Genomic DNA, 16,213 nt, shown 5'->3' with positions numbered 1-16,213 from the left:
ATGAGTGTGATAGCGCAGGCAGGGGCGAAGGGTCGTCAACTGCACAAGTTTGGTGGTAGTAGTCTTGCTGATGTGAAGTGTTACCTGCGCGTTGCAGGGATCATGACAGAGTATTCACAGCCGGGTGACATGATGGTTGTCTCCGCGGCGGGCAGCACCACCAACCAGCTGATTAGCTGGCTGAAATTGAGCCAGACCGATCGCCTCTCTGCGCATCAGGTGCAACAGTCCTTACGCCGTTACCAGAGTGAGCTGATTGCCGGTTTGCTGCCTGCAGACGTGGCGGATGGGCTGATTAGCGCTTTTACGCATGACCTTGAGCGTCTGGCCGCCCTGCTGGACAGCGGTATTACCGATGCGGTGTACGCCGAAGTGGTGGGGCACGGTGAAGTGTGGTCTGCGCGCCTGATGGCCGCCGTGCTGCAACATCTGGGCGTTGAGGCTGCCTGGCTCGACGCGCGTGATTTCCTGCGTGCCGAACGCGCCGCACAGCCACAGGTGGACGAAGGTCTATCCTACCCGCTGCTGCAACAGTTGCTGGTACAGCATCCGGGTAAACGCATTGTGGTGACCGGCTTTATCAGCCGCAGCAATGCCGGGGAAACCGTGCTGTTGGGGCGTAACGGCTCTGACTACTCGGCGACGCAGATCGGTGCCCTGGCGGGCGTGTCCCGCGTCACCATCTGGAGTGACGTCGCCGGTGTTTACAGCGCTGATCCACGTAAGGTGAAAGACGCCTGCCTGCTGCCGCTGCTGCGCCTGGATGAAGCCAGCGAGCTGGCACGTCTGGCCGCGCCGGTTCTGCACGCGCGTACGCTGCAGCCGGTTTCCGGTAGCGACATCGATCTGCAGTTGCGCTGCAGTTACACCCCGGATCAGGGCTCCACGCGCATCGAACGCGTGCTGGCATCCGGTACGGGGGCGCGTATTGTCACCAGCCACGACGATATCTGCCTGATTGAGTTCCAGGTCCCGGCGGGCCAGGACTTCAAACTGGCGCATAAAGATATCGACACGATCCTCAAACGTGCTCAGGTGCGTCCGCTGGCGGTTGGCGTACATAACGACCGTCAACTGCTGCAGTTCTGCTACACCGCCGAAGTGGCGGACAGCGCGCTAAAAATTCTGGATGAAGCGGGCCTGCCGGGCGAGCTTCGTCTGCGTCAGGGGCTAGCGCTGGTGGCGATGGTGGGCGCGGGCGTCACCCGTAACCCACTGCACTGCCACCGCTTCTGGCAACAGCTGAAAGGGCAACCGGTTGAATTTACCTGGCAGTCGGAAGAGGGCATCAGCCTCGTTGCCGTCCTGCGTAAAGGACCAACTGAGAGCCTGATTCAGGGTCTGCATACCTCTCTGTTCCGTGCGGAAAAACGCATCGGCCTGGTGTTGTTCGGTAAAGGCAACATCGGTTCTCGCTGGCTGGAGCTGTTCGCGCGCGAGCAGGTCACGCTCTCAGCACGTACCGGCTTTGAATTTATCCTCGCCGGAGTGGTGGACAGCCGCCGCAGTCTGTTGAACTACGAGGGGCTGGATGCCAGCCGCGCGCTTGCCTTCTTTAATGATGAAGCGGTTGAACAAGACGAAGAGTCGCTGTTCCTGTGGATGCGCGCGCACCCATATGACGATCTGGTGGTGCTGGACGTTACTGCCAGCGAACAGCTTGCCGATCAGTATCTTGATTTCGCCAGCCACGGTTTCCACGTCATCAGTGCGAACAAACTGGCGGGGGCAAGCAGCACCGATAAGTACCGTCAGATCCACGACGCGTTCGAAAAAACCGGTCGTCACTGGCTCTATAACGCCACCGTAGGCGCGGGTCTGCCGGTTAACCATACCGTGCGCGATCTGATTGAAAGCGGCGACAGCATTCTGGCGCTGAGCGGTATTTTCTCCGGTACGCTCTCCTGGCTGTTCCTGCAGTTTGATGGCACCGTACCGTTCACTGACCTGGTGGATCAGGCGTGGCAGCAGGGGCTAACCGAACCCGATCCCCGCGTCGATCTTTCCGGTAAAGATGTGATGCGTAAGCTGGTGATCCTGGCGCGTGAAGCCGGTTATGACATTGAACCCGGCGCTGTTCGCGTCGAGTCGCTGGTGCCGGCAGGCTGCGAGGAAGGATCCATTGATCACTTCTTTGAAAACGGTGATGAACTGAACGAGCAGATGCTGCAACGTCTGGAAGCCGCAAACGAGATGGGGCTGGTGCTGCGCTATGTGGCGCGTTTCGAGGCCAACGGTAAAGCGCGTGTGGGGGTTGAGGCGGTGCGTCCTGAACATCCGCTGGCGGCGCTGCTGCCGTGCGATAACGTCTTTGCAATCGAAAGCCGCTGGTACCGCGATAACCCACTGGTGATCCGTGGCCCGGGTGCAGGGCGCGATGTCACCGCCGGGGCGATCCAGTCGGACATCAATCGTCTCGCTAAGCTACTGTAACCCCTGTATTTCCCTCTCCCGGTGGGAGAGGGTTAGGGTGAGGGCATCAGACCGCACTCACCCCATCTTGAATTTCCTTCATCTTCCCTGAGCATTCCTCACCGTTATTGTTGATTATTTCTGTTGACGTCACCCCGCTTTTCCGTCATTTTTACATCTGGACGTCTAAACGTATAGAAGTTCACAACACAACAAACAACGACACGCGAAAGATAGAGGTAAGGTATGAGCTTTTTTCACGCCAACCAGCGGGAAGCCCTGAATCAGAGCCTGGCCGAAGTAAACGGCCAGATTAACGTCTCTTTTGAATTTTTCCCGCCGCGCACCAGTGAAATGGAGCAAACCCTCTGGAGCTCTATCGATCGCCTGAGCAGCCTGAAACCGAAATTTGTCTCCGTGACCTACGGCGCGAACTCCGGCGAGCGTGACCGTACGCACAGCATTATTAAAGGCATTAAAGACAGAACCGGTCTGGAAGCGGCGCCGCATCTGACCTGTATCGACGCCACCGGTGACGAGCTGCGTGCTATCGCCCAGGATTACTGGAATAACGGGATTCGTCATATCGTCGCCCTGCGCGGCGACCTGCCGCCGGGTAGCGGTAAGCCCGAAATGTATGCGGCGGATCTGGTCGCGCTGCTGAAAGACGTTGCCGATTTTGATATCTCCGTGGCGGCGTACCCGGAAGTGCATCCGGAAGCGAAAAGCGCTCAGGCTGACCTCCTTAACCTGAAGCGTAAAGTGGATGCCGGTGCGAACCGGGCCATTACTCAGTTCTTCTTTGATGTGGAAAGCTACCTGCGCTTCCGCGACCGCTGCGTTTCTGCGGGTATCGACGTGGAAATCATCCCGGGTATTCTGCCGGTCTCTAACTTCAAACAGGCGAAGAAATTTGCCGATATGACCAACGTACGCATTCCGCTGTGGATGTCCAAAATGTACGAAGGGCTGGACGATGATCCGGAAACGCGCAAGCTGGTGGGTGCCAATATCGCAATGGACATGGTGAAAATTTTAAGTCGGGAAGGGGTAAAAGATTTCCACTTCTACACGCTGAACCGCGCGGAAATGAGCTACGCCATTTGTCATACGCTCGGTGTTCGCCCGGCGTAATAAACATCAAGCCCTCCTGAATGGAGGGCTTTTTAGTCTGGCTAAAAGTTAAAAGGTATTAGCTATCGAATCTGTGGATTAATTCAACTATATCTTATTGCTAGTGGTGTATATCGTAACGGTAACACTGTAAAAGGGAGCATAGCGATGAGCACGTCAGACGAGAGCAATAAAGCGGCATCAGTCGGCAAATGCCCGTTCCACCAGGGCGGCGTCGATCACAGCGCGGGGGCAGGTACAGGCAGCCGCGACTGGTGGCCAAAACAACTCCGCATCGATCTTCTTAACCAACATTCCAATCGTTCGAACCCTCTGGGTGAAGACTTCGACTACCGCAAAGAATTTAGCAAGCTGGATTACTCCGCCCTCAAGGGCGATCTCAAAGCACTCTTAACCGACTCTCAACCGTGGTGGCCTGCCGACTGGGGCAGCTATGCGGGCCTGTTTATTCGCATGGCCTGGCACGGTGCGGGAACCTATCGCTCCGTTGACGGACGCGGCGGTGCCGGACGCGGTCAACAGCGCTTTGCGCCGCTGAACTCCTGGCCAGATAACGTCAGTCTGGATAAAGCTCGCCGTCTGCTGTGGCCGATCAAGCAAAAATATGGTCAAAAAATCTCCTGGGCTGACCTGTTTATTCTTGCGGGTAACGTGGCGCTGGAAAACTCCGGCTTCCGCACCTTTGGTTTTGGTGCCGGGCGTGAAGATGTCTGGGAACCGGATCTCGACGTTAACTGGGGGGATGAAAAAGCCTGGCTGACCCATCGTGACCCGGAAGCACTGGCGAAACGTCCGCTGGCGGCCACTGAAATGGGGCTGATCTACGTCAACCCGGAAGGACCAAACGCCAGCGGTGAACCGCTGTCCGCGGCGGCAGCCATTCGCGCCACCTTCGGTAACATGGGAATGAACGACGAAGAGACCGTGGCGCTGATTGCCGGGGGGCATACGCTCGGTAAAACCCACGGTGCGGGTGAAGCAACGCACGTTGGCACAGATCCGGAAGCGTCTCCGATTGAAGCGCAGGGCCTGGGCTGGGCCAGCACGCACGGTACCGGTATTGGCGCTGACGCCATTACTTCCGGTCTGGAAGTCATCTGGTCACAAACCCCGACCCAGTGGAGCAACTACTTCTTCGAGAACCTGTTCAAATACGAATGGGTACAAACCCGTAGCCCGGCCGGTGCGATTCAGTTTGAAGCCGTGGACGCGCCTGAGATCATGCCAGACCCGTTCGACCCGTCGAAAAAACGCAAACCGACTATGCTGGTTACCGACCTGACGCTGCGTTTTGACCCGGAATTCGAAAAAATTTCCCGTCGCTTCCTGAACGATCCGCAGGCTTTCAACGAAGCCTTCGCCCGCGCGTGGTTCAAACTGACCCACCGCGATATGGGGCCAAAATCGCGTTATCTTGGCCCGGAAGTGCCGAAAGAAGATCTGATCTGGCAGGATCCGCTGCCGGAGGCAGTATTCAATCCGACCAAAGAGGACATTGAGAGCCTGAAGGCGGAAATTGCAGCATCCGGGCTCTCCGTCAGCGAACTGATTTCCGTGGCATGGGCGTCGGCCTCAACCTTCCGCGGCGGTGACAAGCGTGGCGGTGCCAACGGTGCGCGTCTGGCGCTTGCGCCTCAGCGCAACTGGGATGTTAACGCCGCAGCCGTACGTGCATTGCCTGCTCTGGAAGCTATTCAGCGCACCACCAATAAAGCCTCACTGGCCGATATCATCGTGCTCGCGGGTGTGGTAGGCGTTGAACAGGCGGCGAAAGCGGCTGGCGTTTACGTCACCGTACCGTTCACGCCGGGCCGTGTGGATGCACGTCAGGATCAGACGGATATCGATATGTTTAACCTGCTTGAACCGATTGCTGACGGTTTCCGTAACTATCGTGCGCAGGTTGATGTCTCCACCACCGAATCGCTGCTGATTGATAAAGCCCAGCAGTTGACGTTAACCGCACCAGAAATGACGGTGCTGATCGGCGGCCTGCGCGTACTGGGTGCAAACTTTGACGGCAGTAAAAATGGTGTGTTTACCAGCCGCGAAGGCGTGCTGAGCAATGACTTCTTCGTGAACCTGCTGGATATGAACACCCAGTGGAAGGCGACCGATGAATCGAACGAGCTGTTTGCCGGAAGCGATCGCACCAGCGGTGAAGTGAAATACACTGCCACTCGCGCTGACCTGGTCTTCGGCTCTAACGCTGTCCTTCGCGCGCTGGCAGAGGTGTACGCCAGCAGTGATGCTCACGAGAAGTTCGTTCGCGACTTCGTTGCAGCGTGGGCGAAGGTGATGGATCTGGACCGTTTTGACGTGAAATAACCATTGAGCCGGGTACGCATAGCGCACCCGGCGTTTTTGTTACTCCCACTCCTGCAGGAAACGCTGTCCATACTGGTCGGCAACCAGCAGTGCCGCGTAAACCTGATCCGGCGACACGCCACCCGGCATGTTGTGAATGGTCTCTCCCTCAGCGCAAGACGCTTCGGCAATCAGGCGCATTTTGGCCGGAATGTCTTCTTTGATGTTCAGCTGCGCCAGCGTGATCGGCAATCCAACGCTGTGGCAAAGCGCCGCGACGGTTTCGATCTCCTCAACCGGCGCGTTTTCCAGCACCAGTTGCGTCAGCGTACCAAACGCCACTTTTTCACCGTGATAGAAGTGATGCGCATCCGGCACTGCCGTCATCCCATTGTGAATGGCATGCGCTGCCGCCAGCCCGCCGCTTTCAAACCCTACGCCGCTCAGATAGGTATTGGCTTCGATAATGCGTTCCAGCGCCGGGGTTACTACGTGCTGCTCGGCGGCCAGCATCGCTTTCTCGCCCTCTTCAATCAGCGTGTTGTAGCACAGCTCGGCGAGCGCTAACGCGGCCTGCGTGCACTTGCCGCCCGCCATGGTCGTGGCGCCGCTGCGCGAGCAGGCGCGTGCTTCAAACCAGGTGGCAAGGGCATCGCCAATTCCGGCGGCCAGCAGACGCGGCGGCGCACCAGCCACCACTTTGGTGTCGACAATCACCATATTGGGGTTATGCGGCAGCATCAGATAGCGTTCGAATTCGCCGCTGTCGGTATAAATCACAGAAAGGGCGCTGCACGGGGCATCGGTGGAGGCGATAGTCGGGGCGATAGCGACCGGCACGTCCATAAAATGTGCCAGCGCTTTGGCGGTATCCAGCGTTTTACCGCCGCCAATACCCAGCACCGCCATGCAGTCGGCACTGTCGGCCAGTTTTTTCAGACGATCGATCTCATTCTGCGAACATTCGCCGCCAAACGGCGCGATTTCGGTATGTAGCTCTGCATTTTTAAAACTCTGGCGCAGGGTCTCTTCGGCAAAACCCAGCACAAATTTATCGCCAACAACCAGCCAGCGTGTAGCCAGAGGTTTCAGATAGTCGCCGAGACGGGTGAGAACATCAGCGCCCTGGATATATTTTCCCGGCGATTGAATGATACGGTCCATAACATATCTCCCTTAGAGGTTGAGGTTACCAAACGCGTTTTTCCAGTCCTGCTCGAACTTCTCTATTGCTGACTCTACCGCCGGCGTGCCGAGCATTTGTTGCGCTACATCTAAGGGAAGCGTGATTGCTTCACATCCGGCGAGCAGGCAGTCCAGCGCCTGGCGTGGCGTTTTGAAGCTGGCTGCCAGCACCTTGCTCTCCGGTGCATGCTGTTCCAGCAGGGATTGCAGCTCCTGAACCATGCAAATGCCGTCCCCGCCCTGGGCATCCACGCGGTTTACGTATGGCGCGACATATTTTGCCCCGGCCAGCGCGGCCAGCAGGCCTTGCGCGGCGCTGTACACGGCGGTACCCAGCGTAGTGATGCCCGCTGTTTTTAGCGCCTTAATGGCGATAAGCCCCTGGGCGGTGACCGGGATTTTCACCACGATATCCGGGATAGCATTGCTCAGGCGTTTGGCTTCGGCCACCATGCCTTCTGCGTCGCGGCTCATTGTCTGGACGAACAGCCTGCCTTTCGGACCAATGGCGCTTTGCAGGCGCGGCAGTACCTCCCAGATTGACTCACGGCTGGCGGCAATGATGCTCGGATTGGTGGTGACGCCTGCAAGGGGGAAAACGCGCGCAAGGCGTTCTACTTCTGCCACGTTGGCGGTATCCAGATACAGTTCCATTATTTTTCCTTAAGTCAGAAAGATTGATTTAAGGATAAGGCGGGGCGGCAGGCGGGATATACAGGTCAATTTTGCCAAATACTGGACAAATGTAATGTGCTTAGCGATGTGCGATGCCGATCACAGTGCTATTTTTTGGCGGTTAACTGGCTGTGATACTGGCGGCGATATTCGGAAGGAGAACGTTCGGTGTGTTTGCGAAACAGGCGGCAGAAGTAGTTGCTGTCCATAAAACCGCATCGTGCGGCGATATCCTTGATTTTGAGATCGTAGCCTTTAAGCAACTGTCGGGCATGTTCAAGTCGGGTTTGGGTCAGGTATTCATTGAATCCGACACTGCCAACTTTCTGAAAGAGATGGGAAAGATAGTTTGGGGAGATGTAGAACGCCTGCGCCACCGATTCACGCGTTAACAAAGAGGCGTGATGTTCGTCGATATAGCTACGAATCGCTTCGAAGAGCGCGCGGCTGCGGTTGGCGGTGCGAATGTCGCTGCCAAAAAGATCCCGGCAGTGGCTGAGCAGACTCAGTACCACCAGCCTCGCGGTGTCTTGTTCATCCGGTTGCATCTGTAATTCGGCTAGTGTCTGGAGGAGAAACGCACCGGTTCGCGGGCCACGCCGGGCGACCTGGACCTGCTGCGCAGGCACGTTCTCACGCTGTAACTCAATGGCCATTTGCTGCTTACCGAAGTTGATTCTTAGGAAGTTAGCCGGGTGATGAGTCATGTGCCCGGATGAGGAAAATATCGCCTCACAGGAATTATTCAGGGTAATAACGAGGCAGGGCGCTGTTCGGGGGGACTGCTCAGCCCTGGCTGAGAAATGGATCTGACCCAGCGATAACGTGCGGTTAACCAGCTCTGTCAAAATTCGGGTGATATCGGAATGCATCAGGAGACTACCGAAATGTGCCGGGTGGCGCTGACGCTTACCCGGCCTACTTGTCGTAGGCCCGGCAAGCGAAGCGCCGCCGGGCAGTGAGCATTAGCCGGTGTTACGCATACCCGCTGCAACGCCCGCAATCGTCACCATCAGCGCTTGTTCAACGCGTGGATCCGGATCTTTACCTTCCTCTTCCGCCAGACGCGAACGGTGCAGCAGCTCCGCCTGCAGGACGTTCAGTGGGTCGGTATAGATGTTACGCAGCTGGATAGACTCGGCAATCCACGGCAGATCGGCCATCAGATGGGAGTCGTTGGCGATATCCAGCACCACTTTGATGTCGCCTTCCAGCAGTTCGCGCAGCTCTTTACCCAGCGCCCACAGCTCTGGTTTCACCAGACGCTGATCGTAGTATTCCGCCAGCCACAGGTCAGCTTTCGAGAAGACCATCTCCAGCATACCCAGACGGGTAGAGAAGAATGGCCAGTCGCGGCACATGGTTTCCAGTTCGTTCTGTTTGCCATCTTCAACCACCTTCTGCAGCGCCGCACCGGCACCCAGCCAGGCTGGCAGCATCAGACGGTTCTGCGTCCAGGCGAAGATCCACGGGATTGCACGCAGAGACTCCACGCCGCCGGTCGGACGACGCTTGGCCGGACGTGAACCCAGCGGCAGTTTGCCCAACTCCTGCTCTGGCGTAGCAGAGCGGAAGTAAGGTACGAAGTCTTTGTTTTCACGCACGTAGCCGCGGTACAGGTCGCACGAAATGTCAGACAGCTCATCCATAATGCGACACCAGGATTCTTTCGGCTCCGGCGGTGGCAGCAGGTTTGCTTCGAGAATCGCACTGGTATAGAGCGACAGGCTGCTGATGGTCACTTCCGGCAGGCCGTATTTGAAGCGGATCATCTCGCCCTGTTCGGTCACGCGCAGGCCGCCTTTCAGGCTTCCCGGCGGCTGAGAGAGCAGCGCCGCGTGCGCAGGCGCACCGCCACGGCCAATGGAGCCACCGCGACCGTGGAACAGCGTCAGCTCAATACCGGCTTTCTCGCAGGTTTTGATCAGCGCGTCCTGCGCCTGATACTGCGCCCAGGATGCCGCCATCACGCCCGCATCTTTTGCGGAGTCGGAATAGCCGATCATCACCATCTGTTTGCCCTGAATAAAGCCGCGATACCAGTCGATGTTCAGCAGCTGGGTCATTACATCATTGGCGTTGTTCAGGTCGTCGAGGGTTTCAAACAGCGGGGCGACCGGCAGGGCATAGTCGATACCGGCTTCTTTCAGCAGCAGGTGAACGGCCAGCACGTCGGACGGGGTTTTCGCCATCGAGATCACATAGGCGGCGACCGATCCTTTTGGCGCATCCACGATCGCTTTACAGGTGTTGAGCACTTCGCGGGTTTCGTTGCTTGGCTCCCAGTTGCGCGGCAGCAGAGGACGCTTGGAGTTCAGCTCGCGGATCAGGAAGGCCTGTTTGTCGGCTTCAGACCAGCTTTCGTAGTCGCCAATGCCAAGATAACGGGTCAGTTCGCCCAGCGCTTCGGTATGGCGGGTGCTCTCCTGACGCACGTCGATACGCACCAGCGGCACGCCAAAACACTTCACGCGGCGCAGGGTGTCGAGCAGTTCGCCATTGGCGATGATGCCCATCCCGCAGGCCTGCAGCGATTTATAGCAAGCGTATAGCGGTTCCCAGAGCTGTTCGTTCTGGCTCAGCAGACCTTCCGGCTTCGGCAGGCGCTGGCCTTTCAGGCGTGCTTCCAGCCAGGCCTGGGTCGCCATCAGCTGGCTACGCAGTTTTTTCATCAGGAAACGATACGGCTCGCTGGCACCTTCTTCACCGGCCAGCGCGCGCAGTTCTGGCGTTGCTTCCACCATCGACAGCTCGGAGATCAGCACCTGAATGTCTTTCAGGAACAGATCGGTGGCTTTCCAGCGGCTCAGCAGCAGCACGTGGCGGGTGATTTCTGCCGTCACGTTCGGGTTACCGTCGCGGTCACCGCCCATCCAGGAGGTAAAGCGTACCGGAACAAAATCTACCGGCAGGCGGTAGCCCAGGTTTGCTTCCAGCTGTTCGTTCAGCTCACGCAGGTAGTTCGGCACCCCTTCCCACAGGCTATTTTCCACCACCGCAAAGCCCCATTTGGCCTCGTCTACCGGGCTTGGGCGATGCTTACGAATTTCATCGGTGTGCCAGGACTGCGCAATCAGCTGGCGCAGACGGCGCATCAGCTGGTTACGTTCGTAGTCGGCAATGTCTTTGTTATCCAACTGTTTCAGACAGTTGTTCACTTCAACCATTTTGTGGATCAGGGTACGACGGGTGATTTCGGTTGGGTGGGCGGTCAGCACCAGCTCCAGCGAAAGGGACTCCACCGCTTTTTTAATGGTGGCTTCGTTGAGGTTTGGCTGGTCTTTGAGTTTACGAAGCGTACGGGCAATGACTTCCGGGTTGCTGGCAGCTTCGCCGTTTGGCGAAATGCTATGGTATTGCTCAGCCGTGTTTGCCAGGTTCAGGAACTGGCTGAATGCGCGTGCAACGGGCAGCAGCTCATCGTTAGAGAGGTTCTGCAAGGTAGTGAGCAGCTCCTGACGACTCGCTTCGTTACCGGCACGGGAAGATTTAGACAGCTTGCGGATGGTTTCAACGCGGTCGAGGATGTTTTCCCCCAACGCATCTTTGATGGTATCTCCAAGCACTTTGCCGAGCATACTGACATTACTACGCAACGCGGAATATTGTTCGTTCATAAAAACCCAGTCACCCCATCATTTTTGTTTATGCCCATGCGAAAATCTTCTGGACATTATTTTGTCATCTCCCTTTATAAAGCCACGTAAAACCCCCGTCGTCAATTGCTGCGAAAACGGTTCAGCAAACGAATAAATGCGGGCAATTTACGAAATTTAATTCGCATTGCGTCAGATAAGAGATGCTTATGGGAATGTGACGGAGATCGCGGGATTTGTTGCCCTCACCCTAACCCTCTCCCACCGGGAGAGGGGACTAATCGGTGCGGTTTTAATGCCAGCAGAAGTGATGCACGACCTGGGTAATCAGTTCGCGGGTGGGCTTGATGAAGCGGGTTTCCAGGTATTCATCCGGCTGGTGCGCCTGGTTGATGGAGCCTGGGCCAAGTACCAGCGTCGGGCACAGCGTCTGAATAAACGGCGCTTCGGTGCAGTAGTTCACCACGTCGGTTTTCTCGCCGAGCAGTTTTTCCACCACTTCAACCAGCTGATGATCCGGTGGACATTCATAACCCGGGATCGGTGGATGCAGTTCAGACACCGTCAGGCGGCCAGGCCAGCGTTCACTCACCGGGGCCAGCGCTTCGGTCAGCAAGCCGTCGAGATCGCTCAGCGTCATGCCCGGCAGCGGACGGATATCCATGTGCAGCTCACAGCAAGCGCAGATACGGTTAGAGGCATCGCCACCGTGCAGGCTCCCGAGGTTCAGCGTCGGATACGGCACGGTGAAGGCGTCGTAGTGATACCGCTCTTTCAGTTCGTCGCGTAGAGTCATGATGCGGCCGATGGCGTCGTGCATCAGTTCAATGGCGTTCACGCCACGCGCCGGATCGCTGGAGTGGCCGGACTGGCCCATCACGCGCACTGCCGTGGAGATATGGCCTTTATGCGCACGGATCGGTTGTAATGACGTTGGCTCACCGATGATGGCGCAATCCGGGCGAATCGATGTGTTTTCTGAGAAGTAACGCGCCCCCGCCATGCTGGTCTCTTCATCGGCGGTCGCCAGAATGTAGAGCGGCTTTTTCAGTTTTGTCACGTCCACGTCACGCAGCGCGTCAAGGATAAAGGCGAAGAAGCCTTTCATGTCGGCGGTGCCAAGGCCGTAAAGCTTATTGTCATGCTCGGTCAGGGTAAACGGGTCGCGGGTCCAGCGGCCATCGTCAAACGGCACCGTGTCGGTATGACCGGCCAGCAGCAGTCCGCCTGCGCCGTGTCCGGTACTGGCGAGCAGGTTAAATTTATGGCGTGTTCCGGGAACAGGCTGAACCTCAACGTTAAAGCCAAGATCGCTAAACCAACCCGCCAGCAGATTGATTAAAGACTCATTGCTCTGATCCAGCGCTTCTTCGGTCGCGCTGATGGAGGGTGTGGCAATCAGGGCGCGGTAAATCTCGATAAATGGCGGTAAGTTCATTTTCATTGTTGACACACCTTAGGTCGTGATAGTATCAATATTCATGCAATAAATGTGAATAAAAATACATTAACGTTGAGCATAAAGGAACCCGATATTGAATACGCTGATTGTAGGCGCTAGCGGTTATGCGGGCGCAGAGCTTGTAAGCTACGTGAATCGCCATCCACATATGACCATAACCGCTTTGACCGTGTCAGCGCAAAGCAATGATGCAGGAAAGTTAATTTCCGATTTGCATCCGTGGCTTAAGGGCATTGTCGACTTGCCACTGCAGCCAATGTCTGACATCAGCGAGTTCACTGACGGCGTCGACGTGGTGTTTTTGGCCACCGCGCACGAGGTCAGTCACGACCTGGCGCCGCAATTCCTGGCGGCCGGTTGCGTGGTGTTCGACCTCTCCGGCGCGTTCCGTGTTAACGACGGCGCGTTCTACGAAAAATATTATGGCTTTAACCATCAGCACCCGGACCTGCTTGCAAAAGCCGTGTATGGGCTGGCGGAGTGGAGCGCAGACAAGCTGAAAGAAGCCGATCTGATTGCCGTGCCGGGCTGCTACCCGACGGCCGCACAGCTTTCTTTGAAGCCGCTGATCGACGCAGACCTGCTGGATCTGAACCAGTGGCCGGTGATCAACGCCACCAGTGGTGTCAGCGGTGCCGGACGCAAGGCTGCTATTTCTAACAGCTTCTGTGAAGTCAGCCTGCAGCCGTATGGCGTGTTTAATCACCGCCATCATCCGGAAATCACCACCCATCTGGGGGCCAATGTCATCTTTACACCGCACCTGGGCAGCTTCCCGCGTGGGATCCTCGAAACCATTACCTGCCGCCTGAAACCGGGCGTGACCAAAGACCAGGTGAGCGAGGCCTTTACTCAGGCGTATGCGGATAAACCGCTGGTGCGTCTCTACGACAAAGGCGTGCCCGCGCTGAAAAACGTGGTTGGCCTGCCGTTCTGCGACATCGGCTATGCCGTGCAGGGCGAGCATCTGATCGTGGTGGCAGCAGAAGATAACTTACTCAAAGGCGCTGCCGCTCAGGCAATGCAGTGTGCAAATATTCGTTTCGGTTTCCCGGAAACGCAGGCTCTTATTTAAGGTGTGATGATGAACCCATTAATTATCAAACTCGGTGGTGTACTGCTGGACAGCGAAGAAGCGCTGGAGCGTCTGTTTACCGCGCTGGTTAACTATCGCGAATCACACCAGCGTCCGCTGGTGATTGTGCACGGCGGCGGCTGCGTAGTGGATGAGTTGATGAAAGGGCTCAACCTGCCGGTGAAAAAGAAAAACGGCCTGCGCGTGACGCCTGCCGACCAGATTGACATCATCACCGGTGCGCTGGCAGGTACGGCGAATAAGACTCTGTTGTCCTGGGCGAAGAAACACCACATTGCCTCCGTTGGCCTCTATCTGGGCGACGGTGACAGCGTAAAAGTGACCCAGCTCGATGAAGAACTCGGCCACGTTGGACTGGCGCAGCCAGGTTCGCCTAAGCTGATTAACACGCTGCTGGAAGGCGGTTTCCTGCCGGTGGTGAGCTCTATCGGGGTGACCGAAGAGGGTGAGCTGATGAACGTGAATGCGGACCAGGCGGCGACGGCACTGGCGGCAACGCTGGGCGCGGACCTGATCCTGCTCTCCGATGTGAGCGGTATTCTGGACGGCAAAGGCCAGCGCATTGCGGAAATGACCGCGGCAAAAGCCGAACAGCTGATCGCCCAGGGCATTATTACCGACGGGATGATCGTCAAAGTGAATGCCGCGCTGGATGCCGCCCGTACGCTCGGGCGCCCGGTGGATATCGCTTCCTGGCGTCACGCGGAGCAGCTTCCGGCGCTGTTTAACGGCACGCCGATTGGCACGCGTATTTTAGCGTAAGTTATTAATGAATGACCGTAGGCCGGGTAAGCGCAGCGCCACCCGGCGGAACTAACGAATAAAGGAACGATGTTATGGCACTTTGGGGTGGGCGTTTTACACAGGCAGCGGATCAACGGTTCAAACAGTTCAACGACTCTTTGCGCTTCGACTACCGCCTGGCCGAACAGGATATCGTCGGCTCTGTGGCCTGGTCCAAAGCGCTGGTGACGGTGGGCGTGCTGACCGCAGAGGAGCAGCAGCAGCTGGAAGAGGCGCTCAATAATCTGCTGGAAGAAGTGCGTCTGGATCCGCAGCAAATTCTGCAGAGCGATGCCGAAGATATTCACAGCTGGGTAGAAGGCAAACTGATCGACAAAGTTGGCCAGCTGGGTAAAAAGCTGCACACCGGCCGTAGCCGTAACGACCAGGTCGCGACCGATCTGAAGCTGTGGTGTAAAGATACCGTCGCGGAGCTGCTGGCGGCTAACCGTCAGTTGCAGAGCGCGCTGGTAGACACGGCGCAGAACAACCAGGACGCGGTGATGCCGGGTTATACCCATTTGCAGCGTGCGCAGCCGGTGACCTTTGCGCACTGGTGTTTGGCCTATGTCGAGATGCTGGCGCGTGACGAAAGCCGTCTGCAGGATACCCTGAAGCGCCTGGACGTTAGCCCGCTGGGCAGCGGTGCGCTGGCGGGTACGGCATATGAAATTGACCGCGAGCAGCTGGCAGGCTGGCTGGGCTTTGCGTCTGCCACCCGTAACAGTCTGGACAGCGTCTCTGACCGTGACCACGTGCTGGAACTGCTGTCGAATGCTTCTATCGGGATGGTCCACCTGTCACGCTTTGCCGAAGACCTGATCTTCTTTAACTCTGGCGAAGCCGGATTTGTGGAGTTGTCTGACCGTGTGACGTCCGGCTCTTCCCTGATGCCGCAGAAGAAAAACCCGGATGCGCTGGAGCTGATCCGCGGGAAGTGTGGCCGCGTACAGGGCGCACTGACCGGCATGATGATGACCCTGAAAGGGCTGCCGCTGGCGTACAACAAAGATATGCAGGAAGACAAAGAAGGGCTGTTCGACGCGCTCGACACCTGGCTGGACTGCCTGCATATGGGCGCGCTGGTGCTGGACGGCATTCAGGTGAAACGTTCTCGTTGCCAGGAAGCGGCGCAGCAGGGTTATGCAAACGCGACCGAACTGGCGGATTACCTGGTGGCGAAAGGCGTACCGTTCCGTGAAGCGCACCACATTGTGGGCGAAGCGGTAGTGGAAGCGATTCGTCAGGGGAAACCGCTGGAAGAGCTGGCGCTTGCCGACCTGCAGAAATTCAGTGCGGTTATCGGGGAGGATGTGTACCCGATTCTGTCGTTGCAGTCATGCCTGGATAAGCGTGCGGCGAAAGGCGGTGTGTCGCCGAAGCAGGTGGCGCAGGCGATTGCGGACGCGAAAAACCGGTTGGTTTGATTTGTGCGGGCTGGTGCCCTCACCCCGGCCCTCTCCCACAGGGAGAGGGAGCAAACCCTAAAAATGGCAACTTCGGTTGCCATTTTGCTTTTACCCCCGGGTTTTTTTACGCAAAAAAAAGCGGACCACGGGGTCC

Annotated in this window: 11 protein-coding genes; 6 read left to right on the top strand and 5 right to left on the bottom strand. The window is 57.3% G+C overall.

Annotation, left to right across the window (positions count from 1 at the left end; translation table 11 throughout):
* The 3 genes from ACQG22_RS23020 to katG all read left to right on the top strand — a co-directional run bounded on the left by ACQG22_RS23020 (position 1) and on the right by katG (position 5,874).
* Positions 1-2,433, top strand: a complete 2,433-nt coding sequence (locus tag ACQG22_RS23020; protein ID WP_038420815.1) for a bifunctional aspartate kinase/homoserine dehydrogenase II — start codon at positions 1-3, stop codon at positions 2,431-2,433.
* Positions 2,434-2,658: 225 nt separating this feature from the next.
* On the top strand, positions 2,659-3,546 hold the full coding sequence (gene metF / locus ACQG22_RS23015) for a methylenetetrahydrofolate reductase (protein WP_013099307.1): 888 nt from the start codon (positions 2,659-2,661) through the stop codon (positions 3,544-3,546).
* A 147-nt stretch (positions 3,547-3,693) separates the two neighbouring features.
* Positions 3,694-5,874 carry a catalase/peroxidase HPI gene (gene katG, locus ACQG22_RS23010; protein ID WP_246932920.1) on the top strand — a complete coding sequence of 727 codons (2,181 nt, stop codon included), beginning with the start codon at positions 3,694-3,696 and terminating at the stop codon, positions 5,872-5,874.
* Positions 5,875-5,913: 39 nt separating this feature from the next.
* Here katG and gldA read toward each other — a convergent pair whose 3' ends face one another.
* The 5 genes from gldA to argE form a co-directional block, all read right to left on the bottom strand.
* A complete protein-coding gene (gldA, locus tag ACQG22_RS23005) occupies positions 5,914-7,017 on the bottom strand; it encodes a bifunctional L-1,2-propanediol dehydrogenase/glycerol dehydrogenase (RefSeq protein ID WP_108454033.1) in 1,104 nt (367 codons plus the stop codon).
* Between the two features lie 12 nt (positions 7,018-7,029).
* Positions 7,030-7,692, bottom strand: coding sequence for a fructose-6-phosphate aldolase (gene fsa / locus ACQG22_RS23000; protein WP_369706733.1), 663 nt, complete (start codon positions 7,690-7,692; stop codon positions 7,030-7,032).
* A gap of 128 nt (positions 7,693-7,820) precedes the next feature.
* Positions 7,821-8,585, bottom strand: coding sequence for a helix-turn-helix transcriptional regulator (locus ACQG22_RS22995; protein WP_094916776.1), 765 nt, complete (start codon positions 8,583-8,585; stop codon positions 7,821-7,823).
* A gap of 93 nt (positions 8,586-8,678) precedes the next feature.
* Positions 8,679-11,330: a phosphoenolpyruvate carboxylase gene (gene ppc / locus ACQG22_RS22990; protein WP_013099302.1), complete on the bottom strand. Its 2,652-nt coding sequence runs from the start codon at positions 11,328-11,330 to the stop codon at positions 8,679-8,681.
* 271 nt (positions 11,331-11,601) lie between these two features.
* Positions 11,602-12,753: an acetylornithine deacetylase gene (argE, locus tag ACQG22_RS22985; protein WP_013099301.1), complete on the bottom strand. Its 1,152-nt coding sequence runs from the start codon at positions 12,751-12,753 to the stop codon at positions 11,602-11,604.
* 88 nt (positions 12,754-12,841) lie between these two features.
* Between argE and argC the strand changes: the two genes are divergently transcribed.
* From argC to argH, 3 genes are all read left to right on the top strand, one after another.
* Positions 12,842-13,846, top strand: a complete 1,005-nt coding sequence (gene argC, locus ACQG22_RS22980) for an N-acetyl-gamma-glutamyl-phosphate reductase (protein ID WP_369706744.1) — start codon at positions 12,842-12,844, stop codon at positions 13,844-13,846.
* A gap of 6 nt (positions 13,847-13,852) precedes the next feature.
* Positions 13,853-14,629, top strand: coding sequence for an acetylglutamate kinase (gene argB / locus ACQG22_RS22975; protein ID WP_020686923.1), 777 nt, complete (start codon positions 13,853-13,855; stop codon positions 14,627-14,629).
* Between the two features lie 74 nt (positions 14,630-14,703).
* Positions 14,704-16,077, top strand: a complete 1,374-nt coding sequence (gene argH / locus ACQG22_RS22970) for an argininosuccinate lyase (protein ID WP_095428051.1) — start codon at positions 14,704-14,706, stop codon at positions 16,075-16,077.
* Positions 16,078-16,213: the final 136 nt, after the last annotated feature.

Origin of the sequence: Enterobacter cloacae complex sp. 309I3, assembly GCF_050031595.1 — a bacterium.
GTDB lineage: Bacteria > Pseudomonadota > Gammaproteobacteria > Enterobacterales > Enterobacteriaceae > Enterobacter > Enterobacter cloacae.
This window is presented reverse-complemented; position numbering and strand designations above follow the sequence as displayed.